Genomic DNA, 20,636 nt, shown 5'->3' on the forward strand with positions numbered 1-20,636 from the left:
TCCTTCCAATGACCTTATTGCTTAATATCTAGTGTGAACATCGACAGTGTCCACTGCTGATTCCCGCGAGCGAGCACCACTTGTTCTGGCTCGATACGGCTGACTCGATACCCGTTCACGGTATCTCCATGCTGCGCCACTTTCCCGCTTAAAACCGCCTGACATGGGCTCATTTCATGGCAGACAATACTTTGCACTTTGGGCAACGGTGGGCGTTTCGGTTTGGTGGCCACCGCCACCTCTGCCGGTTTCACCCACCCAAGGGGCGCGGTAGGATCATCGGATGCCTGTGAGGGCAACGCGATGCCAACAAATGCCGCGATGGCGGCCAATACAAGCTGTTTAACCACCAATAAACTCCTGCCTTGTCCCTAGGGTGTAAACTTCCATCACCAAACGCGCGGTTGGGTAACTTTCGACCGAATAGTGAAAGCGTCGCCAATAGTACTTGCTTGGCATGGACTCCAATGTCTCCAGATAGGTGACGATAGAGAAAAAGTCGCCAGTGAGCTCAATTTGCACAGGGTGAAGATAGTAGCCCGACTCACCTTGATTGCCCTTACGCATAATCGGCTCTGCTTTGAGCGACTGCAAAGAGACTAGTCGCAGACCTTTGCTGCTGGCTAACACACTTTCAAGCATTTGCGCCATTTGGTTTGGCGTCAGCAATCCCTCAATGGTTTTGGCTAACTCCTCTGACAGCGCCTGACTTTCGATAGACAAACGCTCAAACTCTTGGTTGATCGCTTGGTTCGGATCCTGCTTGAGCTTCGCCGTCATGAGCAGCACTTCCCCTTCGAGGCGCTGCGCGTTGGCTTTACTGGTCATCACTTGACGATTAAGTTGCTCGTTGGCCTTGATCGTGGGTTCTATCAGCAAGACAAACATCACCATGACGATCAACACCACGCCACACAAAGTGATCAGCCACTTTTCTCTTGCGCTGAGCTTGGCGAACTTATCGTTCCATTGAATCCATACCTTAGCCACTATTTGGATTCTCCTTTTGTTTTCAGCTCAAACGTAATGATGTCTTGCTCATTACGGCCGATACTCAACTGCTCAAACGAACGTCCGACCAAATTAAGTTCGGATTTAAATTCGCTCACCCAGCTTGGAATCGCTGCAGCTTCTCTTGCCAAGCCCTTAAGATCGAGTGATGAGGATGAGATAGCAATCGAGTCGAGCGAGATATCGTCTCTGGCTAATTCGGATAGCGAACGCATCACCCCGGAGTAACCCACTTGGGCAGACTGATCAAATTGACGGACCGCATGGAGTGAATCTCGCGTGGCGGCAATTTCTTGCTTCAGCCGCTCTACCGCCGCCACTTTAGCAGCATCAGGTTTGTGCTTGGCGAGCCTTTCTGTTAGCGCTTTCGCTTCGGCGTCCAAACTGCTCTCTTGTTGTTTCCACTGCGCCAGCTCTTTACCGAGTTGGCCTTGCTGCATGGCCTCATAACCGTAGACCAACACACAAACCACCAGTAACGCCGCCCACACGATGGCGACATTGGATAAGGTAAAGCGCTGTTTCTTCGGTTTGAGGCTGTCAGGGAAGAGGTTGACCATCGTGACCGTTTGCTGCGCAGCACGCAGCAGCACATGAGCCGACTCCACCGACTCACCATTCAGTGGCGCGACTTTAACGCTCAGACGCTCAGAGAGCGCATCGGCGATCTCTTGCTGATCCTCTTCATCACAACACACTTTCATCTGATGCAAAGAGAGCGAGCGCATCTGTGAAGAGAGGTAATCGACCGAACGTTGTAATTCCAATGCGATGCTATCTAGCTGCAATAAACTGCTGGCCACCCCAGTCAAAGGCGGCGTGATACCGCGAATGGTGCGCTGAAACACGCTGTGCCCATCAACGAATGCACTGATCTTAAATTGTCCTTGCTTGGCACGTTGCAGCAAGAGAAATTGCGTCAGTTCTCCTGCGCTGTGCGCCCACAGCTCATCTTCCACGGCCACAGCATTGAGCGTTAGCCCTAGCGATTTGAGTGATTGATAGAGTCCGAGCACCATTTTTTTCTGCGTGACATACACTTGCAGCTTGCTGCTGGTTGGCATCGGTGTGGACTCCACCAACACATCGGTCACTTTTTCAGAAATCAGATCTTTAATCAAAAACGGTAGGGCGGCGCTGAGCTCCTCTTCAGGCACTTTCGGTTTTTCTATCTGGTAGGTTTGGTACAAGCCAGAGTGAAGCACGACATTGACCGCCCCCTGAGACACCTTATGTTGCTTGAGTGCGTTAAGGAGTATCTCTTGCCAGTTTTGGCTATCACAAGCGAGCTCAACGACTTGTTCCGCATTCTCGGGCAGCGACAAATGCAGCGCACTAGGCTGCACCACCACCGACAAACTGGGCGCGCTTTTTGATTTTGGTTTGAAGTGACCAATCAGTGATTTAATGTCCATTTAGCTGCTTGTTTTCCGCCAACGATTTCTACGACCTACTTGCACTTTGGGCGGAGCTGAGATGGACTGAGTCGCCGATCTTTCCGGAATAAGCTGACGCTCTTCCTCAAAATACCGCCCCTGCACACCCTCGACGCCAAGAGAAAGTAAGGTTCTAAATTCTAATTTGTTATCTACCCCAACGGCGATGACTTGCGTTTCCTTATCCGCACACGCACCAAGCATACTACGGATATAGAGCTGATTTTCATGCCGTTGCTCGATCTGTTTAACCAAACCGCGATGCAGTTTTAAATAGGTGATAGAGAGATCTTTTAAGTAGTGTGTACTCACAATGGAGCGCCCAGCCTGACCAACCGTCACGCGACACCCTAACCCAGACATCACTTTGATCACTGGGCGCATATAATCTAAATGCTTAACCAGACGAGCTTCAGAGAACTCAAACATCAACTGGCCTCGCTGAGCAATGGTCAATTGTAACAACTCATCTCGAAACCACTTGAAGTACTCTCGCTCCGCGAACGGGGTCACATCGAGATTAAGAGAATAACATACTGAAGAATGCTGAGATTTTATTCTCTTTATCACCAAGGTCAACATGGATTTGTCTAAAGTGGCGCCATAACCCACTGACTCTACGGCAGAAATAAAACGCGACGCTTTAAGTACCCCTTTTTCGGGATCATTAATGCGCGCGAACAGTTCAAAATGATCGAGCTGGGTCTCTTGCTGTTCCGTCAGCAAATAACAAGGCTGCGCAAACACCAGCAGCTTATCGGGTGCCAATGCCATATCGAGTAAGGTTCGCCAACGAACGCTACCTCGGTCTTCTTCAGGAGAGGTATGTTTGTTGAATCGGCTCCAAGTATTATTGCCTTGCAGCTGAGCACTTTTCAGCGCGGTTTCCGCCTCGTCGATGATTCTGCCCTGACTTTCTCCCTCGTGATACATACTCACGCCAATATGAACCCAATTGTCTTTATCAAGCGGGTTGGGCGGGGTTAATTTCGCCAATTGTTTGAGCGCGGCACTCGCCAAATTCGCCACTTCTTTATTCGACAAATGCGGGGCAAAAATCGCGAAGTCTGACTGGTAGTAGCGCGACAAAATCAGATCAGGATAGCGTTGAATCACATTGTTCAGCCCCTCTCCGACCTCGATAAGAAAGTCATTCGCAAGCTTTTCACCGTACTCTTCTCGAATCAGCGCCCAATCATCCACTCTGAGCAGCAAAATGCCACCTCTTGAGCCACTTTCAGATAATGCTGACTCCAATTTACTATCAAAGAGGACACGATTTGCCGTTCCTGTCAGCTGATCAAGAAACGTCTGGGTGCGAATAAAGGCATCAAATCGACTGCGCTCTTGACGCGCATCTTGCAGCTCTTCAATCAAGGTATCAAGCGCCTGACTAGCGGTGTAAGGCCACTCTGTTGGGTCACCTTTCGCGTACTCTTCCACTCGCCCCGCCAAAATCATCCGCCCGCGCTCCTCAAGCCGCTCGCTGCCCGAGAGTTGCTCTTTGAGCCATTTCACCCCTTGCATCAAACAGAAAATAACCAAACCAATCGCCATGGTGATTGACCACATGGCTTGCAGCGAGTAGCCATAGCCAATATAAGGAGGCACCGCTTTAAAATCGATCTGATAACCGACATTGCGCTCGAGCGGATACGATTGCTGATACAAGAGTGCGGGTTCGACTTTGGACGACGTGTCTTTAAAACGGTAAATCACGCCGTACGAGGAGGAGAGTTCCATTTCGACGATGTTCGACGCTTGGAGCATTTTAGGCATCCAGCGTTGGAGAGAGTAGGCAGCGTCAGGGTCTTCCATCTCCTTGTCCACAACCTCAACGATTCCCTGCAAGGATTGATCGAGATACTGCTGACCTAGACTGCGAAACGAGAGCGTACCACCGAGAAATAGAATGAACATCGCAATGATCACTATCATGGTGACAAAAGCGACTAAGCGAGTGCTCAATTTTAAGGTAGGGGTGTACCTCATGCGTTCGGAGTTCCTTTCCTAACAGTGAGCATCGATCCCGACCAACAAGGCTCGATGACCATCAATGACAGCAAGTAATAGCTTGATTTTAGTCACTATACAAAAAAGCCGCGACATTCGCGGCTTTTTTCTAAAACTAATGACTTAGAACGGGATGTCGTCATCAAAATCCATCGGTGGCTCATTGTACTGAGGTTTTGGCTGTTGGGCTTGTTGCGGCTGAGCGTATTGCTGAGGAGGCTGGCTCGCTTGCTGTGCCGGTTGTTGCGGCTGACCCCAACCTTGCTGCTGTGGCTGGCCCATACCTTGACCTGGCGCACCGCCTTGAGCACGGCCACCTAGCATCTGCATCACGCCATTGTAGCCTTGTACAACCACTTCCGTCGTGTAACGGTCTTGACCACTTTGATCTTGCCATTTACGTGTTTGCAGTTGACCTTCAATATAAACTTGAGAGCCTTTACGCAGGTACTCACCTGCGACTTCTGCCAACTTACCAAACAGTGCCACGCGGTGCCATTCCGTTTTTTCGCGCTGCTCACCGGTTGCCTTGTCACGCCAGCTTTCAGACGTTGCAATTGTGATGTTTGCCACTGCGCCACCGCTAGGCATGTAACGTACTTCCGGGTCACCGCCCAGGTTACCGACTAAAATTACTTTGTTTACTCCGCGGGTCGCCATGATTCGCTCCGTCCAAATTTGAGTGTTGATACCTAAATAGCGCATTAGAATAACACGCTTTGACGCGCTGATAAATTTCTATCCCAAGATTCTCTTCTCAGCTTCTCTTCACAAGAATCCTTCATCAAGAATTCCTTATCAAGATGGACACACTGCGAGCCCGAGCCAATCCCACGCCGATATTCTTTCGAGCAAACTCACGTCAGATTGCTGCTGAGCTATCCATCGATTACTTTTGCGCTTGAAGCGAGACGCAAAGCGACGGTCTTAAATCGCACTTGATGCGGTTTTGTACCACGCTAACGACTCGATTCACCGACTCATAGGTCTGCCATGCCCAAATCGTCTTACGCTCGTACTCTGCATTTTATCTGTAATAACAAAAACGACTCGCACCCGCACGTCGATGATATCCAGCGGGCGCTGCGAATCACCATCCATCGTATGGAGCCATCAGAGCTGATGCTGGCGCTGCAACAAGAACGCCATCGGATTCTGATATTTGACTACCAATTTGTGCATCAACAACAAGCGCAAATCGAAGCACTACCGCTTTTGAACAAACACTTTGAAGTGATTTTGATTAACTTGTATCAGCGCCTTTCCACCGATGAATTATTAACCTTTGGACATCTCAAGGGTCTGTTTTACTGCGACGACTCCCCAGAGGTGATCGCCAAAGGCTGCGCGGCAATCATTAATGGTGAAAATTGGTTACCTCGCAAAGTCACTGCACAATTGCTCTATCACTATCGCACGGTGATGAGCAGCCAAACGGCGACAGTGGTGCTCGACATCACCATGCGCGAGCTAGAAATTCTGCGCTGCCTTAAGAGTGGTGCGTCCAATGCACAGATCGCCGAGGACCTGTTCATCAGCGAATTCACGGTAAAATCGCACCTCTATCAAGCCTACAAAAAACTCAAGGTGCGAAATCGAGTCCAAGCGATGGAGTGGGCCAAAGCCAATCTCTGATAACGCTCTCGTTTATACAAACACAAATGAGCTCACACCCGCACATTTTAAGGCCGACAAGGAACGCTTTCATTCGCCATTTCCCACAGTCATGGTAAGGTATCGGCCATCAATCACATCGCAAAGTGTGATTACGTCGTTCACGTCAGTTTTTACGGCGCTCACTGGGTTAAAAAATTAAAAAAGGGTATTACTCATGATTAAAAAGTGCCTCTTCCCCGCGGCGGGCTATGGGACGCGTTTTCTTCCTGCCACCAAATCCATGCCAAAAGAGATGATGCCAGTGGTGAACAAGCCACTGATCGAATACGGTGTGGAAGAAGCGATTCAGGCCGGCATGAATGGCATGTGCATCGTGACAGGCCGTGGCAAGCATTCCATCATGGATCACTTTGATAAGAACTATGAGCTTGAGCACCAAATCAGCGGCACCAACAAAGAAGAGTTGCTGGTCGATATTCGTGACATCATCGACAGTGCTAACTTCACCTACATTCGCCAGCGTGAAATGAAAGGCCTTGGCCACGCGATCCTCACCGGGCGTGAACTGGTTGGCGATGAGCCGTTCGCTGTTGTCCTCGCGGATGACTTGTGTGTCAATGAGCAAGAAGGCGTACTGGCACAAATGGTCGCGCTATTTAAGCAGTTCCGCTGCTCAATTGTTGCTGTACAGGAAGTGCCAGAAGATGAAACCCACAAATACGGCGTTATCTCTGGTGAAATGATCAAAGACGACATTTTCCGCGTTGACGACATGGTAGAGAAGCCAGAGAAAGGTACAGCGCCAAGCAACCTTGCCATCATCGGCCGCTATATTCTCACTCCAGACATCTTTGAGTTGATCGAAAATACGGAGCCAGGTAAAGGTGGCGAAATCCAAATCACCGACGCGCTGCTCAAACAAGCCAAAGCAGGCTGCGTACTGGCTTACAAATTCAAAGGCAAACGCTTTGACTGCGGCAGCGTCGAAGGTTACATCGAGGCCACCAACTACTGCTTCGAAAACCTCTACCTCAAAGACACCAAAACCTCTGAGCTAGGTAAACAAGCCACAACCAAAGAGAGCTAATCTCTCTAGATTCAGTGCGAGTAGGCCTCCCCTACTCGCCCTTTTTTTCCCTCCCTACCATAAACTCAAAACTAGGCACTAGAAACTAGGAACTAGCACCTCCAAACACTGTTCTTCCATCCAGTATTTTATTTGCACATTGCTCACACTGTGTAATACTTGTGCCACTATTTTTTGCCCTGAGTGATAACAATGGATCAGATAGAAGTCCGCGGTGCGCGCACCCATAACTTAAAAAATATCAACCTCACCATCCCACGCGATAAGCTGATTGTCATCACTGGCCTATCCGGTTCAGGTAAATCCTCTCTGGCGTTCGATACGCTCTATGCCGAAGGGCAACGACGCTACGTGGAATCACTCTCGGCGTACGCACGTCAATTTTTGTCCTTGATGGAAAAGCCCGACGTCGACCACATTGAAGGTCTCTCTCCTGCCATTTCCATTGAGCAGAAGTCCACCTCACACAACCCTCGTTCAACCGTCGGCACCATCACTGAGGTCTACGATTACTTGCGTCTGCTCTACGCACGTGTAGGTGAGCCGCGCTGTCCTGATCATCATGTTCCACTCGCCGCGCAAACCATCTCACAGATGGTCGATAAAGTGTTGGCGATGCCAGAAGGGACAAAACTGATGCTGCTGGCGCCGATTGTCAAAGAGCGTAAGGGCGAGCACGTCAAAACGCTGGAAACCTTGGCAGCGCAAGGCTTTATCCGCGCCCGTATTGATGGGGAAACCTGCGATTTATCCGATCCACCAACGCTAGAACTGCACAAGAAACACACCATCGAGGTTGTGGTCGATCGCTTTAAAGTGAGAGCCGACTTGCAGCAGCGCTTAGCCGAATCGTTTGAAACCACCCTAGAGCTGTCGGGCGGGATTGCAGTGGTCGCGCCGATGGAGGGCAACGACGAGGAGATCGTGTTCTCTGCTAACTTTGCTTGTCCCCATTGTGGCTACAGCATGCAAGAGCTTGAACCGCGCTTGTTCTCGTTCAACAACCCAGCCGGCGCCTGTCATACCTGTGATGGCCTTGGCGTTCAGCAATACTTTGACCCTGCACGCGTGATTTTGGATGAGTCACTCAGTTTAGCAGAGGGTGCTATCCGCGGTTGGGATCAGAAAAACTACTACTATTTCCAAATGCTGACGTCGCTCGCCAACCATTATCAGTTTGACCTGAACGCACCCTTTAAGTCTCTGCCAAAGAAAATTCGCGATGTGATTCTCACCGGCTCTGGCAGAACGGAAGTGGAGTTTAACTACATCAATGATCGCGGGGATATTCGCGTTAAACGTCATCCGTTTGAAGGCATTCTCAATACCTTGGAGCGCCGCTATCGCGATACTGAATCTAACTCGGTACGCGAAGATTTGGCCAAGTACATTTCAACCAAAACCTGTAGCAGCTGTGACGGTAGCCGACTGCGCCTTGAAGCGCGCAATGTGTTCATTGGCGATACGACGCTGCCGGAAATTGTCGAACTCAGTATTGCCGATGCACTGACCTTCTTCCATGAATTGACTCTGGAAGGTCAGCGCGCACAAATTGCCGAGAAAGTGATGAAAGAGATCAACGACCGCTTGCAGTTTTTGGTCAATGTCGGTCTCAACTACCTCAACCTATCCCGCAGCGCCGAGACACTCTCCGGTGGTGAAGCGCAACGGATCCGCCTTGCCAGTCAAATTGGTGCCGGTTTAGTTGGCGTGATGTATGTACTGGATGAGCCTTCGATTGGTCTTCATCAGCGTGATAACGAGCGCCTGCTCAAGACGTTGACTCACCTGCGCGATCTTGGCAACACCGTGCTCGTCGTGGAGCACGATGAAGACGCCATCCGTATGGCGGATCACGTGATTGATATCGGTCCGGGCGCGGGCGTTCATGGCGGCAATGTAGTGGCAGAAGGCACCATGGAAGAGATCATTGCCAATCCGAACTCTCTCACGGGCCAATACCTCAGCGGTCAAAAGCAGATCCGAGTTCCAACGGAGCGCACGCCTAAGGATCCGAAAAAAGTCGTGCAGCTCATTGGCGCGACGGGCAACAACCTCAAAGATGTCACGCTGGAGATCCCTGTTGGGCTGTTTAGTTGCATCACCGGGGTGTCTGGCTCAGGCAAATCGACCTTAATCAACGATACGTTCTTTAAAATTGCCCACACCGAGCTCAATGGTGCGACGACCGCCACACCCGCGCCGTATAAAACCATCAAAGGGCTACAACATTTTGACAAGGTGATCGACATCGATCAAAGCCCGATTGGTCGCACTCCGCGCTCAAATCCAGCGACCTACACCGGTATTTTTACACCCATTCGTGAGCTGTTTGCTGGCACACAGGAGTCACGCTCTCGTGGTTACAAACCGGGCCGGTTCAGTTTCAACGTGCGCGGCGGACGCTGTGAAGCTTGCCAAGGTGATGGTGTGATCAAGGTGGAAATGCACTTCTTGCCAGATGTGTATGTCCCTTGTGACGTCTGTAAAGGCAAACGCTACAATCGCGAAACCTTAGAAGTGCGTTACAAAGGCAAAACCATTGACGAAGTGTTAGAGATGACGGTCGAAGACGCACGAACCTTCTTCGATCCAGTTCCTGTGATTGCTCGCAAGTTGCAAACCTTGATGGATGTGGGCTTGTCTTACATTCGCCTAGGTCAAGCGGCCACGACCCTCTCCGGAGGGGAAGCGCAGCGCGTTAAATTGGCGCGTGAGCTCTCTAAGCGCGATACCGGCAAAACACTCTACATTCTCGATGAGCCGACCACAGGTTTGCACTTCCACGATATCGAGCAGTTGTTGGCCGTGTTGCATCGCCTGCGTGATCACGGCAATACCGTTGTGGTGATTGAGCACAACCTCGATGTGATTAAAACTGCAGACTGGATCGTCGATTTGGGGCCGGAAGGGGGACAAGGCGGCGGTGAAATTATTGCAAGCGGAACACCGGAAGATGTGGCCTTGGTCGAAGGCTCACACACAGCGCGCTTCCTTAAGCCTATGTTAAAGTAAGCAATAGTAGTAAAAGTGAATAAAAAAATAGTAAAGTAAACGGGCTGGCGTGCTTCTTAGTGCCAGCCCGTTTTATTTGCTGGAAAGGAACACTATGGCAACCACCCACGTGGCAGGCACGCAGCTTCAAGCACGCACACAAGCTCGCCCTCTAACGAAACCTTTCTTGGCTATGATTGGCCTAGTCTACCTTGTCGCGATGCATTTCTTCATGCCGAACCCAGGCGGTTCAGGCTTGGCCCTTGCCTTTAACCCACCCACTTGGCTGCTGAGCTCAGTCGCTATCGCTCTTGGGCTTTATCAAGTTGGGACACGTGGCCAAATTCGTTACAACAAATTGACCATAGGTCTGTTTCTTTGTTGTGTGATCATGACCGTGCCTGTGCTCTATCCGCACTCTGAGCTGTCGTTGTCGGTCGCGCGATTAAGCGGATTGTGGGCCGGTTTTTTGCTGTTTGCCGTGCTGCAACAATTTCGTTTTAGTAACCCTCAGCGTCAAAGGCTGTTGTGGTTTGTGGTTATCGCCGTATTCATTGAGGCCTTGTTTGGCTGGGTACAGTACCTAGTACTCGAACCCGGCAATCCCTTTGGCTACAACACCGACGCCAATCGTCCTTACGGCATTTTTCAGCAACCGAACGTCATGGCGAGCTTCTTAGCCACAGGGCTTGCGCTGTCTGGCTATTTGCTGACCCGTCAGCCCATTAAATATCAACGCAAAGTCAGCCATGTGGCGCTACTCTATCTGGTACCGGCCATCGTGCTGCCCCTACTGGTCGTGCTCGCCTCTCGGACGGGTTGGCTCAGCGCGCTACTGGTCGTCGTGCTGCTGATCCCTTATTTGATGCGCTTTGCCACCAAAAAACGCGCCGTCGGTTGGCTCGTCTCTGTGCTTATTGGCGTCACCATTGGCTTAGGGACCACGTTAATCGGTGAGAACTACACCCTGGCAGAGCGAAAGGTGAATCTAGAAGGGCCCAGACAATACACCTTCCCTCAGACGCTCGATATGTTGATTGAAAAGCCATTTACTGGCTATGGTTACGGACGTTTTGAAGCTGAATACTTGGTCTATACGGCGCGTCAACATCAGCTCAACGCCAGTTACCCGCCTGGGCTTGCATCAATGGATCACCCACACAACGAAACCTTATATTGGGGCGTAGAGGGGGGCGTGCTGCCGATTTTGGCTATGTTGATCGCGGCCATTTTGGTGCTGTATCGTATCTACGCAGCGAAGAATGGCACACGTTTGGCGATTTTCTCGCTCTTTATCCCCATCGTGCTCCACACCCAATTAGAATATCCGTTTTATCACTCAGCGATTCATTGGGTAACCTTTATCTTATTGATTTACTGGGTCGACCAACGTAAGCGCGCCTACCGATATGCGCGATTGAGCATCGTATCGCAGACCGGACTGCGCGTAGCAAGTTTGATCTTGCCATTGGTGACGTCGTTTTACATGGTCACCACGTTGCACACCAACTACATATTGACGCAGTTTGAGCTCTCCAAACCGAAAGATCCGGATATCCTTAACCGAGTCAGTAACCCGATTGTCTGGCAGGAGCGTTTTGACTGGGACATCTACAGCACCTATCTCAATATTGGCCTGCACCAGCAAAACCCTGAATTTATTCAACCGTACGTGGATTGGTCGCTGGGCGTGATTACCCACAAACCAAGACCGGCATTCTACAACAACTTAATTCTGGCCTACCAAGGTTTGAATGACAGTGAAAAGGCGGAACAAATCCGAGCCGAAGCGCAATTCCTGTTTCCTCGGCGCGATTTCTCAGACGTGCAATACGTGCCACCGACTACCGACGCACTGCTTCGTACAGACGAAGAATAAAAAGAAAACAAAAAGTAGATAAGAAAAGGCTCTCCGAACTGGAGAGCCATCTGCAATCATTAACAGGGCAAATTATTCGCCAAGCGACTCTAATCCGAGCGACTCTATCCGAGCGACTCTTTAAGCGCTTGTAAACAGAGTGCGACGTTCTCCTCCCGCGCACCATAGCCCATTAGGCCAATCCGCCACGCCTTGCCCGCCAATGCGCCAAGCCCGGCACCAATTTCCAGATTGTACGTATCAAGAAGGTGACTGCGTATTTGGGCTTCATCAATCCCCTCAGGAACATAAATCGCATTCAGTTGCGGCAAGCGTGCGGACTCTTCCACCACAAACTCAAAGCCGAGCGCCAATAAGCCGGTCTTGAGCTTGTTGTGCATCTGCTGATGGCGACGCCACGCGTTTTCTAACCCTTCATTTTTGAGCATCAGCAAAGCTTCATGCAGTGCATAGAGACTGTTGACGGGCGCTGTGTGGTGGTAACTACGCTTGCCCTCTCCACTCCAGTAACCGAGTACCAAACTTTGGTCTAAAAACCAACTTTGCACCGGGGTTTGACGGGCGGTGATTTTCTCAATCGCTGCACTGGAGAAGGTCACAGGAGAGAGGCCCGGCGTACAAGAGAGGCACTTTTGACTGCCCGAGTAGACCGCATCAAGTTGCCACTCATCGACTTTGAGTGGCACGCCACCCAATGACGTCACCGCATCGACGATCGACAACACATTGAACTCTTTAGCAAGCGCGCCCAGCGTCTTCGCATCACTGCATGCCCCTGTCGACGTTTCTGCATGGACAAACGCGAGGAGCTTGGTATCAGGATGCGCCTGCAACGCATCACGAACTTTCTCTACCGAGACCGGCGTTCCCCAGTCATCATCGACCAGCACCGCTTCACCGCCGCAGCGCACCACGTTTTCTCGCATGCGCTCGCCAAACACGCCATTTCGGCAGACGATGACTTTGTCCCCCGGCTCAATCAAGTTAACAAAGCAGGTCTCCATACCTGCACTGCCTGGTGCCGAGACAGCAATCGTAAACTCATTGTTGGTCTGAAAGGCGTATTTAAGCAGCTGCTTGAGTTCGTCCATCATCTGGATAAAAAGCGGGTCAAGGTGGCCCACCGTCGGGCGGCTCAAAGCTTGCAGTACCTGTGGGGAAATATCGGATGGACCAGGGCCCATCAAAATACGGCGAGGGGGGATAAAACTTTGGTAAGTCATTGGCAACTCCTTTTGAATCATGAGGGTGTTCTTGTTGTTATCTCTTCACCATAATCGAATTCATCCAGCGCAGCAATGCGCAAAAAGTCGACAGGTCATACCAGTCTCACAAACCGAACCTATCGTCTTTAACCCGTAAATTTCGCATTGACATTAAGAGGATAAACACGTTCAATGCGAAAGCGGTGGCAAGACAATTCGTCACCCTGTTGTACAAACAATTATGCTTTTTGCAGAAGAGGAGCACTACCCAGGTAGGCATGTTGTGGAGCCACAATTCCAAAACAACATTCTGAGGGGGAGTAGTGCCGAGGTAGGCTTATATTGTGGTTTAAGTCTGTCGGTTGACTTGGGTTGAGTCCCATCAACTGTCATCAGCGCTGTCTGGTGATGAGCTTCTGAGGTCGTACTCCATACCTACCTCTACTCTCGCTCATCCTCACCTCACGCAAAGGAAAGACTCAATATTCAGGAAGTTGTGGGAGAAATGCCGTGAGCAATTTTAACGTTGCTAAATTTGGTGGGACAAGTGTTGCAAACTTTGAAGCGATGAGCCGTTGTGCGGCGGTCGTTGAGAACAATCCAGAGACAAAACTGGTGGTCAGCAGTGCCTGTTCAGGGGTAACAAATCTATTGGTCGCGCTGGCGAACGGCGTACAAGATCAGCAGCAACGCAGCGATATTCTGACTCAGCTCGCTGAGATTCATGATGCGATTCTTAATCAACTCAATGATCCAACCCATGCGGCGAGTGAAGTGTACAGTCTGCTTGATACGGTCACCAGTCTTGCGGAAGCGGCCTCGATTCAAGCCAGCAATAAGTTGACTGATCACCTTGTTGCGTGTGGTGAACTGATGTCGACCCACATTTTAACCCAACTAATGATTGAGCGCGGCATCAACGCGGTACGCTTTGATATTCGTGATGTACTGCGCACTGACAGCCACTTTGGCCGCGCAGAACCGGATCTTGCCGCCATTCGAGAGCTTGCCAGTGACACCTTGCTGCCACTGTGCCGCGAGCACGTTGTGGTGACACAGGGCTTTATTGGTTCCGATGAAGAAGGCAACACCACTACCCTTGGCCGTGGTGGCAGTGATTACAGTGCGGCTTTGATTGCCGAGGCAGTGCAAGCCTCTGGCTTAGAAATTTGGACTGATGTACCGGGAATCTACACCACAGACCCGCGTATTGCCCCGAATGCGGCACCGATTGCAGAAATTAGCTTCAGCGAAGCGTCAGAGATGGCGAATTTTGGCGCCAAGATCCTGCACCCTTCGACCCTAGTCCCTGCTCTGCGCCATGATATTCCGGTGTTTGTCGGTTCCTCTAAAGCGCCAGAGCAAGGCGGTACTTGGATTCGTCATCAAGTGGAAAGCTCACCGCTGTTTCGCGCCCTAGCCCTACGTAACAACCAAACCATGGTGACGCTGCGCAGCGCGAAAATGTTCCATGCTTACGGCTTTCTAGCCAAAGTGTTTGAGATCTTGGCCAAGCATAAGGTCTCGGTCGATTTGATCACCACCTCTGAAATCAGTGTCTCATTAACGCTTGATCAAACAGGTACCTCTGGCGGTGCGCCATCGTTACCTCAAGCTGCGCGTGAAGAGCTTGAAGAGCTGTGCAGTGTGAAAGTGGAACACAACCTCTCCGTCGTCGCCTTGATTGGTAACAACATGAGCGAGAGCAAAGGTTATGCAAAACAAGTATTTGGTACACTTGAAGACTTTAACTTACGAATGATTTGTTACGGCGCTAGCCAGCACAACCTCTGTTTCTTACTGCGTGAATCAGAAGCCAAACAAGCGATTCAGAAGTTGCATGTCGAGCTGTTTGAGCGCTAACAGCACTATAAATACACATCAGCGACGAAGCACTCTCGTGTTTCGTCGCTGAAGCATCGCTAAGTCAAATAGTGAGGCTTATTCGCCCGCCACTTTCATTGACTCAAGCAAGATAGAACCGGTTTGAATCTGCGAACGGGTTTCCACATCACTGCCGACAGCCACTATTTGGTTGAACATCTGCTTGAGATTGCCTGCGATGGTCACCTCAGAGACGGGGAATTGGATTTGACCATTCTCAACCCAAAAACCGGCTGCGCCGCGCGAGTAATCGCCCGTCACGATATTCACACCCTGCCCCATCACTTCTGTAACCAAAAAGCCGGTGTCCAGCGCCTTAAGCATTTGCTCAAAATCTTGCCCTGTGGATTGCACGTACCAGTTGTGGATGCCACCCGCATGACCGGTTGGCGTCATCGACATTTTACGCGCCGCATAGCTGGTCAATAGGTAAGTGGATAACACGCCGTCAGTGATAATTTGTCTATCTTGCGTAGCAACGCCTTCGCTATCAAACGGGCTTGACGCTAGACCACGCAATACATGGGGACGCTCGTCGACTTGGAACCAGCTAGGTAGAATTTGCTGACCAAGATGATCAAGAAGAAACGAGGATTTGCGGTACAAGTTGCCACCACTGATCGCCATCACAAGGTGACCGAGTAGACCCGTTGCGACATCCGCCGCAAACATGATCGGGTACTGACCGGTCTTGAGCTTCTGCGCGTCTAAACGACTGACGGTTTTCTCCGCTGCGCTCAGGCCCACGGATTTCGGCGTCCACAGGTCGTCTTTGTTACGCGCCACTGTGTAGCTGTAGTCACGTTCCATTTCACCGTTTTGGCCTTGACCAATCACACAGCAACTGATGCTATGGCGACTTGAGGCATAACTCGCCAGTAAGCCGTGGCTGTTGCCGTACACTTTGACGCCATAGTGGCTATCGTAGCTGGCGCCATCACTTTGCTTGATCTTATCGCTGTAGCTGAGCGCTTCTTGCTCCGCTTCAATCGCCATTTTTGCCGCGTAGTCAGGGTCAGGCGTATCGGGGTGAAACAGATCCAAGTTGGGAATATCTTTGACCATCAGTTCAGCCGGTGCTGGGCCTGCGTACGGATCTTCTGATGTGTATTGAGCGATATCGAGTGCCGCCAATACCGTTTGTTGAATCGCTTTTTCGCTTAAGTCTGACGTTGAGGCGCTGCCTTTACGCTGATTGCTATAGACGGTAATACCGAGTGCACCGTCACTGTTGAACTCCACATTTTCGACCTCACACATGCGAGTCGATACGCTTAAACCTGTGGTTTTACTGATGGCAACTTCCGCGGCATCCGCTTTTTCACCCGCCATCTCTAACGCTTTCGCGACGGCAGCTTCAAGCTCGATACGCTGCTGTGCCACTTGCTTTTTTACGTCCATATTCTCTTCATCAGTCGTTGCTTTGTCGCTAGGATAACAAGAATTTCGCTTTCTCCCCATGATTCTTGTTAAAATAGAGAAATAGACGTTCAAATGAAGGTATGAAAATGGCTCGCAAAAATCAAAAAGCGCCATGGGAACCAGAAGAAGAGATCATCTGGGTAAGTAAATCCGAGTTGAAGCGTGACATGGAAGAGCTGCAGAAACTGGGTGAAGAGCTCGTTAACCTCAAGCCCTCTGTGTTGGAAAAATTTCCACTCAGCGAAGACTTGGCCGATGCGATTCGCGATGCGCAACGTTTTAAAAACGAAGCGCGCCGTCGTCAGTTGCAGTTTATCGGAAAATTGATGCGTCACGAAGACCCAGAGCCAATTCAAGCGGCGCTGGATAAAGTCCGTAACAAGCACTCTCAAACCACGGCGCTGCTGCACAAATTAGAGCAATTGCGTGACCGTGTGGTGGAAGAGGGCGACAGCGCCATTGAAGAGGTATTGACGCTGTATCCGGATGCGGACCGTCAGCGTTTACGTCAGCTTGCTCGTCAGGCGAACAAAGAAAAGCAAGCCAACAAGCCAGCTAAAGCGTATCGAGAGATTTTCCAGATCCTCAAAGCATTGAGCAGTGAAGAGCCACAATAACACGCTCTTACTCAGTGATGATTGAAGCGGATAAGTGCACACTTATCCGCTTTTTTTTATCTCTGCTTTCTAGCCCATTGTTATTGCGCTCAGTTGTGCGCCGTGGTGGCCGCCTGAACAAATGCGCCGAGGCTAGGGTCCGAGTGGGTCGCCGCTAGCTCTGAAATCGGCCCAGTCGCTGCGACATGACCTTGTGATACAAACGCAAAATGCGTGGCGATCGCTTTGGCATCACCTAAGTGGTGCGTCACCATTACTACCGTAATATCACGCTCACTCGCCAACTGTTTGACCAGTGATAGCATCTCTAACCTGAGCAAAGGATCGAGCGCTGAAAAGGGCTCGTCTAGCAGCCATATCGGCGCAGACTGTACAAAGCAGCGCGCTAACGCAACCCGTTGACGCTGGCCACCAGAGAGCTCATGCGGCAATCGAGACAAATACTCCGCCACCCCCACCTGCTGTGCCGCTTGCACTACCGCCTGTTTCTGCGTTGCAGACAACTTCAAGCCGGGGTCCAATCCAAGGCCTATGTTTTCCGACACGGTAAGGTGAGCAAACAAGTTGTGCTCTTGAAACAACATCGCAAACGGGCGCTGATAAGGCGCCAGCCCGTTGAGTGTTTGCCCTTGCGCTAAAATTTCACCGCTTAATGGTTCAATAAAACCCGCCATCAAGGCGAGCAAGGTCGACTTCCCTGCGCCACTGGGTCCCATAAGCGCGACGATTTGCCCTGCCTCAACGTGCAGATCAAACTGAAATGACTCGGCATGATAATCGTAATGCAGGTCACTGAGAGTGAGCATAGTGACTCCTATTGGTGGGGGTAGAAGCAGAGCGAGGGCGAAACAGGCGCTCCATCAGCGCAAAACAGCCCACACTCAAAAGCAGTAAAGTGACCGATACGACTGCCGCCGCGTCCATTTGGTAACTGCCGAGCAGTTGGAACAGGTAGAGCGGCAGCGTACGAAACTCCTGGCTGCCAAACAGCGCGATGGCACTGAGATCGCCCATAGAAAACATAAAGCTGATGGCAAACGCGTGCGCCAGCGGCCGTTTTAATGCGCGCCATTCCACCACTCGTAAACGGCGCCAACCGCGGATTCCAAGGGTTGCACAAAGGTACTGATACTGCTGCTCGAGTTGCAACATCGGCTGAGCCAAGGTTTTGATCACATAAGGCAGCCCCATTAACGCGTTGACCGTAACAACAACGACCAAGGCGTAGCTGAGCGCATCCGTCCACGAACGGAGCAGCAAAAAGAGCCCGGTCGAGATCACTAATCCTGGGGTCACCAGAATGATGGTCCCTAGCAGCTCTATCTTATCCGCGTCTTTCTCACGTTGATTGAGGCGCAGTCTTCGGCTCGACAATAAAATCGCCGTGCCCGCACTGACAGCGATAACGCTCGCCATGCTCGCCACTTTCAGTGACGCGCCGAGCGCGGACCAAAATCGGCCATCGCTCAGCACACCCAACGCCTGAGAATTCATGCCACTGGTCAGCACCATCCCAAGAGGCGGCAACACTAACAGCAAGCTAAAACCTATCCAAGCGCCATCCCAGCACTTAGAGAATAGACTGTCTTTCACCACCAACGCAGTTGGTGCGTCGCTGCCCATCGAAATAGCAATAGGTCGAGCGAAACGTTGAATCGATAGTGCCATTAAGCCACATAGCAGCATTTGCCAAATTGCCAGTAACGCGCCCGCTTGCAAATCAAAATCAAACTTGATCGCTTGGTAAATCGCGAGCTCAATGGTGGTCGATTTGGGCCCGCCGCCCAATGCCATCACAGTGGCAAAGCTGGTAAAGCAGAGCATAAACACCAACCCGCAAACGGGCGCTAATTGCTGCCTCATCCGCGGCCATTCGACCCACTTAAACTTTTGCCAATGCCCCATGCCTAAGTGGGCGCACAGTTTGTGTTGCTCCGCCGGAATCGACTCTAGTGATTGCAGCAGCAAACGCGCCGCATAAGGAAGATTAAAAAAGAGGTGCGCGAGCAAAATGCCGTGCAAACCGTAAATATTAAATGGTAGCGAAAGATCCCACTGCGCAAGCTGTGTCGCCAACCAACCACTGCGCCCATAAATCGCCAGCAAGCCAAACACCCCCACCAAGACAGGCAGCACCAAAGTGGTCGCAAACAGCTTAAGTACCAAGGCTTTCCCGATAAACTGCCGCCGCGACAAAGCATGGGCGACGGGGATCGCCAAGCCGACACTGAGCAGCGTTGAGAGGAAAGATTGATAGAAGCTAAATTGGGTAACGTGGCGGTAATAAGGGTCTTGCCAAATGACACGCAGATCGAGGGAAGGCGCTTGATTGAGCAAGGCCAGCAGCGCAGAAACGACAAAGGCCGCGATCAACATCGCGACCCATACGCCTAATTTAGGGACAGATTGCACGAACGCCTAACCTTAGAAGGTCAACGCGTTTTGCCATTCACGAATCCACGCTTTGCGGTGGGTAGCCACCTCTTCAGCGCTAAAACTCAAGGCTTGGCTAGGCTTCGTCAGGCTTTGATACCCTTCTGGCAACGCAACGTCAGTGACAGGGTACATCCAGTTCCCTGTTGGCATGGCCGACTGAAAGTCATCGCTGAGGATAAACTGCATAAAGGCATCCGCCAAGTCGCTGTTGGCGCTCGTTTTGACTTTGGCCACCACTTCTACTTGAGTGTAATGACCTTCCGCGAAATTCGCTGCAGCGAACTTAGCCTCATTTTCGGCAATCAGATGGTACGCAGGTGACGTGGTGTAAGAGAGCACCATATCAGACTCGCCTTTTAAGAACATCGAGTACGCTTCAGACCACCCTTTCGTGACCGTCACTGTCTTTTTCGCCAACGCTTTCCACGCCTGCGGCGCTTCGTCGCCATAGACAGATTTCATCCACAGCATCAAACCTTGACCCGGGGTTGAGGTACGCGGGTCTTGGTAGATGACTGTTAAGTCGTCATTTGATTCCACCAGTGCTTTGAGGCTAGTCGGTGGCTCAGCCAAGGTCTCTTTGTTGTAGACAAACGCGAAGTAACCGTAGTCGTACGGCACAAAGGTCGTATTGGACCAGCCGCCTGGCAAGGTGACGGATGACGTATCGACGCTATGCTCAGCCAACAAACCGGTTTGCTGCGCTTCTGCCATCAAGTTGTTGTCTAACCCCAACACAATATCGGCTTTGCTATTGTCGCCTTCCAGTCTCAAGCGATTGAGGATAGAGACGCCATCATCCAAAGCTACAAAATTCAACGTACAGTCGCACTGTGCTTCAAACGCTTTTTTTACCACTGGGCCTGGGCCCCAATCGGCAGCGAAAGAGTCATAGGTATAAACGGTTAACGTATCGGCTGCGGTTGCAGAAAAAGACGTCAGTGCCGCGGCGGCACAAAGTGGCATAAATGAAGGGATAAAAGTGGATTTCACTGCTCGCTCTCCTTGTTGAGCCACGCAGGTCTGAGGGACAAA

16 protein-coding genes and 1 riboswitch are annotated in these 20,636 nt (G+C 51.0%); of the genes, 6 read left to right on the forward strand and 10 right to left on the reverse strand.

Features of this window, described 5'->3' with window-relative positions; translation table 11 throughout:
* Positions 1 to 14: 14 nt before the first annotated feature.
* The 5 genes from AC6R03_RS00405 to AC6R03_RS00425 form a co-directional block, all read right to left on the reverse strand.
* Positions 15 to 350 (reverse strand): MSHA biogenesis protein MshK, encoded by a 336-nt coding sequence (locus tag AC6R03_RS00405; protein ID WP_500631199.1) that lies wholly within the window; start codon positions 348 to 350, stop codon positions 15 to 17.
* Positions 343 to 990, reverse strand: a complete 648-nt coding sequence (locus AC6R03_RS00410; protein WP_334555028.1) for a type II secretion system protein GspM — start codon at positions 988 to 990, stop codon at positions 343 to 345. Before AC6R03_RS00410 ends, AC6R03_RS00405 begins: the two co-directional genes overlap by 8 nt.
* Entirely contained in the window at positions 990 to 2,426 is a 1,437-nt protein-coding gene (locus tag AC6R03_RS00415; RefSeq protein WP_500631198.1) for an MSHA biogenesis protein MshI, read from the reverse strand. The genes AC6R03_RS00410 and AC6R03_RS00415 overlap by 1 nt, the downstream gene beginning before the upstream one ends.
* Positions 2,427 to 4,439, reverse strand: coding sequence for an RNase E specificity factor CsrD (gene csrD / locus AC6R03_RS00420; protein ID WP_500631197.1), 2,013 nt, complete (start codon positions 4,437 to 4,439; stop codon positions 2,427 to 2,429).
* A gap of 144 nt (positions 4,440 to 4,583) precedes the next feature.
* A complete protein-coding gene (locus AC6R03_RS00425) occupies positions 4,584 to 5,120 on the reverse strand; it encodes a single-stranded DNA-binding protein (protein WP_500631196.1) in 537 nt (178 codons plus the stop codon).
* Positions 5,121 to 5,453: 333 nt separating this feature from the next.
* On the opposite strand from AC6R03_RS00425, the gene AC6R03_RS00430 reads away from it, so the two are divergent.
* From AC6R03_RS00430 to AC6R03_RS00445, 4 genes are all read left to right on the forward strand, one after another.
* A complete protein-coding gene (locus tag AC6R03_RS00430; RefSeq protein WP_487901796.1) occupies positions 5,454 to 6,095 on the forward strand; it encodes a LuxR C-terminal-related transcriptional regulator in 642 nt (213 codons plus the stop codon).
* 196 nt (positions 6,096 to 6,291) lie between these two features.
* The gene (galU, locus tag AC6R03_RS00435; protein WP_500625660.1) at positions 6,292 to 7,164 is read left to right on the forward strand and encodes a UTP--glucose-1-phosphate uridylyltransferase GalU; all 873 of its coding nucleotides are present in this window, start codon (positions 6,292 to 6,294) and stop codon (positions 7,162 to 7,164) included.
* 192 nt (positions 7,165 to 7,356) lie between these two features.
* Positions 7,357 to 10,179 carry an excinuclease ABC subunit UvrA gene (gene uvrA / locus AC6R03_RS00440; RefSeq protein ID WP_500628794.1) on the forward strand — a complete coding sequence of 941 codons (2,823 nt, stop codon included), beginning with the start codon at positions 7,357 to 7,359 and terminating at the stop codon, positions 10,177 to 10,179.
* 94 nt (positions 10,180 to 10,273) lie between these two features.
* Positions 10,274 to 12,037 carry a PglL family O-oligosaccharyltransferase gene (locus AC6R03_RS00445; protein WP_500631195.1) on the forward strand — a complete coding sequence of 588 codons (1,764 nt, stop codon included), beginning with the start codon at positions 10,274 to 10,276 and terminating at the stop codon, positions 12,035 to 12,037.
* Between the two features lie 104 nt (positions 12,038 to 12,141).
* On the opposite strand, the gene AC6R03_RS00450 is transcribed toward AC6R03_RS00445, so the two are convergent.
* Positions 12,142 to 13,260 carry a pyridoxal-phosphate-dependent aminotransferase family protein gene (locus AC6R03_RS00450; RefSeq protein WP_500631194.1) on the reverse strand — a complete coding sequence of 373 codons (1,119 nt, stop codon included), beginning with the start codon at positions 13,258 to 13,260 and terminating at the stop codon, positions 12,142 to 12,144.
* Positions 13,261 to 13,488: 228 nt separating this feature from the next.
* A riboswitch (Lysine riboswitch) is annotated at positions 13,489 to 13,666 on the forward strand.
* An 86-nt stretch (positions 13,667 to 13,752) separates the two neighbouring features.
* Between AC6R03_RS00450 and lysC the strand changes: the two genes are divergently transcribed.
* A complete protein-coding gene (gene lysC / locus AC6R03_RS00455) occupies positions 13,753 to 15,105 on the forward strand; it encodes a lysine-sensitive aspartokinase 3 (protein ID WP_500631193.1) in 1,353 nt (450 codons plus the stop codon).
* A 78-nt stretch (positions 15,106 to 15,183) separates the two neighbouring features.
* Here the strand turns inward: lysC and pmbA are convergent, their stop codons facing one another.
* Positions 15,184 to 16,527: a metalloprotease PmbA gene (gene pmbA, locus AC6R03_RS00460; protein WP_500631192.1), complete on the reverse strand. Its 1,344-nt coding sequence runs from the start codon at positions 16,525 to 16,527 to the stop codon at positions 15,184 to 15,186.
* Positions 16,528 to 16,634: 107 nt separating this feature from the next.
* Between pmbA and yjgA the strand changes: the two genes are divergently transcribed.
* Entirely contained in the window at positions 16,635 to 17,165 is a 531-nt protein-coding gene (gene yjgA, locus AC6R03_RS00465; protein ID WP_334555017.1) for a ribosome biogenesis factor YjgA, read from the forward strand.
* Between the two features lie 89 nt (positions 17,166 to 17,254).
* Here yjgA and thiQ read toward each other — a convergent pair whose 3' ends face one another.
* Genes thiQ through thiB form a run of 3 tightly spaced genes read right to left on the reverse strand, consistent with a single transcriptional unit; the run spans position 17,255 to position 20,567 of the window.
* The gene (gene thiQ, locus AC6R03_RS00470) at positions 17,255 to 17,971 is read right to left on the reverse strand and encodes a thiamine ABC transporter ATP-binding protein (protein WP_500625655.1); all 717 of its coding nucleotides are present in this window, start codon (positions 17,969 to 17,971) and stop codon (positions 17,255 to 17,257) included.
* A complete protein-coding gene (gene thiP / locus AC6R03_RS00475) occupies positions 17,955 to 19,541 on the reverse strand; it encodes a thiamine/thiamine pyrophosphate ABC transporter permease ThiP (RefSeq protein ID WP_500631241.1) in 1,587 nt (528 codons plus the stop codon). Before thiP ends, thiQ begins: the two co-directional genes overlap by 17 nt.
* Positions 19,542 to 19,589: 48 nt before the next feature.
* Positions 19,590 to 20,567, reverse strand: a complete 978-nt coding sequence (gene thiB, locus AC6R03_RS00480; RefSeq protein ID WP_500631240.1) for a thiamine ABC transporter substrate binding subunit — start codon at positions 20,565 to 20,567, stop codon at positions 19,590 to 19,592.
* Between the last annotated feature and the right edge of the window lie 69 nt (positions 20,568 to 20,636).

The organism is Vibrio sp. R10-SG-ISO4, from assembly GCF_059834135.1.

Excerpts from the sequence above, each read along its gene's own strand:
- AC6R03_RS00415 (WP_500631198.1), bottom strand. The coding sequence starts at position 2,426 with ATGGACATTAAATCACTGATTGGTCACTTCAAACCAAAATCAAAAAGC.
- csrD (WP_500631197.1), bottom strand. The coding sequence starts at position 4,439 with ATGAGGTACACCCCTACCTTAAAATTGAGCACTCGCTTAGTCGCTTTT.
- AC6R03_RS00425 (WP_500631196.1), bottom strand. The coding sequence starts at position 5,120 with ATGGCGACCCGCGGAGTAAACAAAGTAATTTTAGTCGGTAACCTGGGC.
- AC6R03_RS00430 (WP_487901796.1), top strand. The coding sequence starts at position 5,454 with ATGCCCAAATCGTCTTACGCTCGTACTCTGCATTTTATCTGTAATAAC.
- galU (WP_500625660.1), top strand. The coding sequence starts at position 6,292 with ATGATTAAAAAGTGCCTCTTCCCCGCGGCGGGCTATGGGACGCGTTTT.
- uvrA (WP_500628794.1), top strand. The coding sequence starts at position 7,357 with ATGGATCAGATAGAAGTCCGCGGTGCGCGCACCCATAACTTAAAAAAT.
- AC6R03_RS00445 (WP_500631195.1), top strand. The coding sequence starts at position 10,274 with ATGGCAACCACCCACGTGGCAGGCACGCAGCTTCAAGCACGCACACAA.
- AC6R03_RS00450 (WP_500631194.1), bottom strand. The coding sequence starts at position 13,260 with ATGACTTACCAAAGTTTTATCCCCCCTCGCCGTATTTTGATGGGCCCT.
- pmbA (WP_500631192.1), bottom strand. The coding sequence starts at position 16,527 with ATGGACGTAAAAAAGCAAGTGGCACAGCAGCGTATCGAGCTTGAAGCT.
- yjgA (WP_334555017.1), top strand. The coding sequence starts at position 16,635 with ATGGCTCGCAAAAATCAAAAAGCGCCATGGGAACCAGAAGAAGAGATC.
- thiQ (WP_500625655.1), bottom strand. The coding sequence starts at position 17,971 with ATGCTCACTCTCAGTGACCTGCATTACGATTATCATGCCGAGTCATTT.
- thiP (WP_500631241.1), bottom strand. The coding sequence starts at position 19,541 with ATGTTGATCGCGGCCTTTGTCGTTTCTGCGCTGCTGGCCTTGCTCAAT.
- thiB (WP_500631240.1), bottom strand. The coding sequence starts at position 20,567 with ATGCCACTTTGTGCCGCCGCGGCACTGACGTCTTTTTCTGCAACCGCA.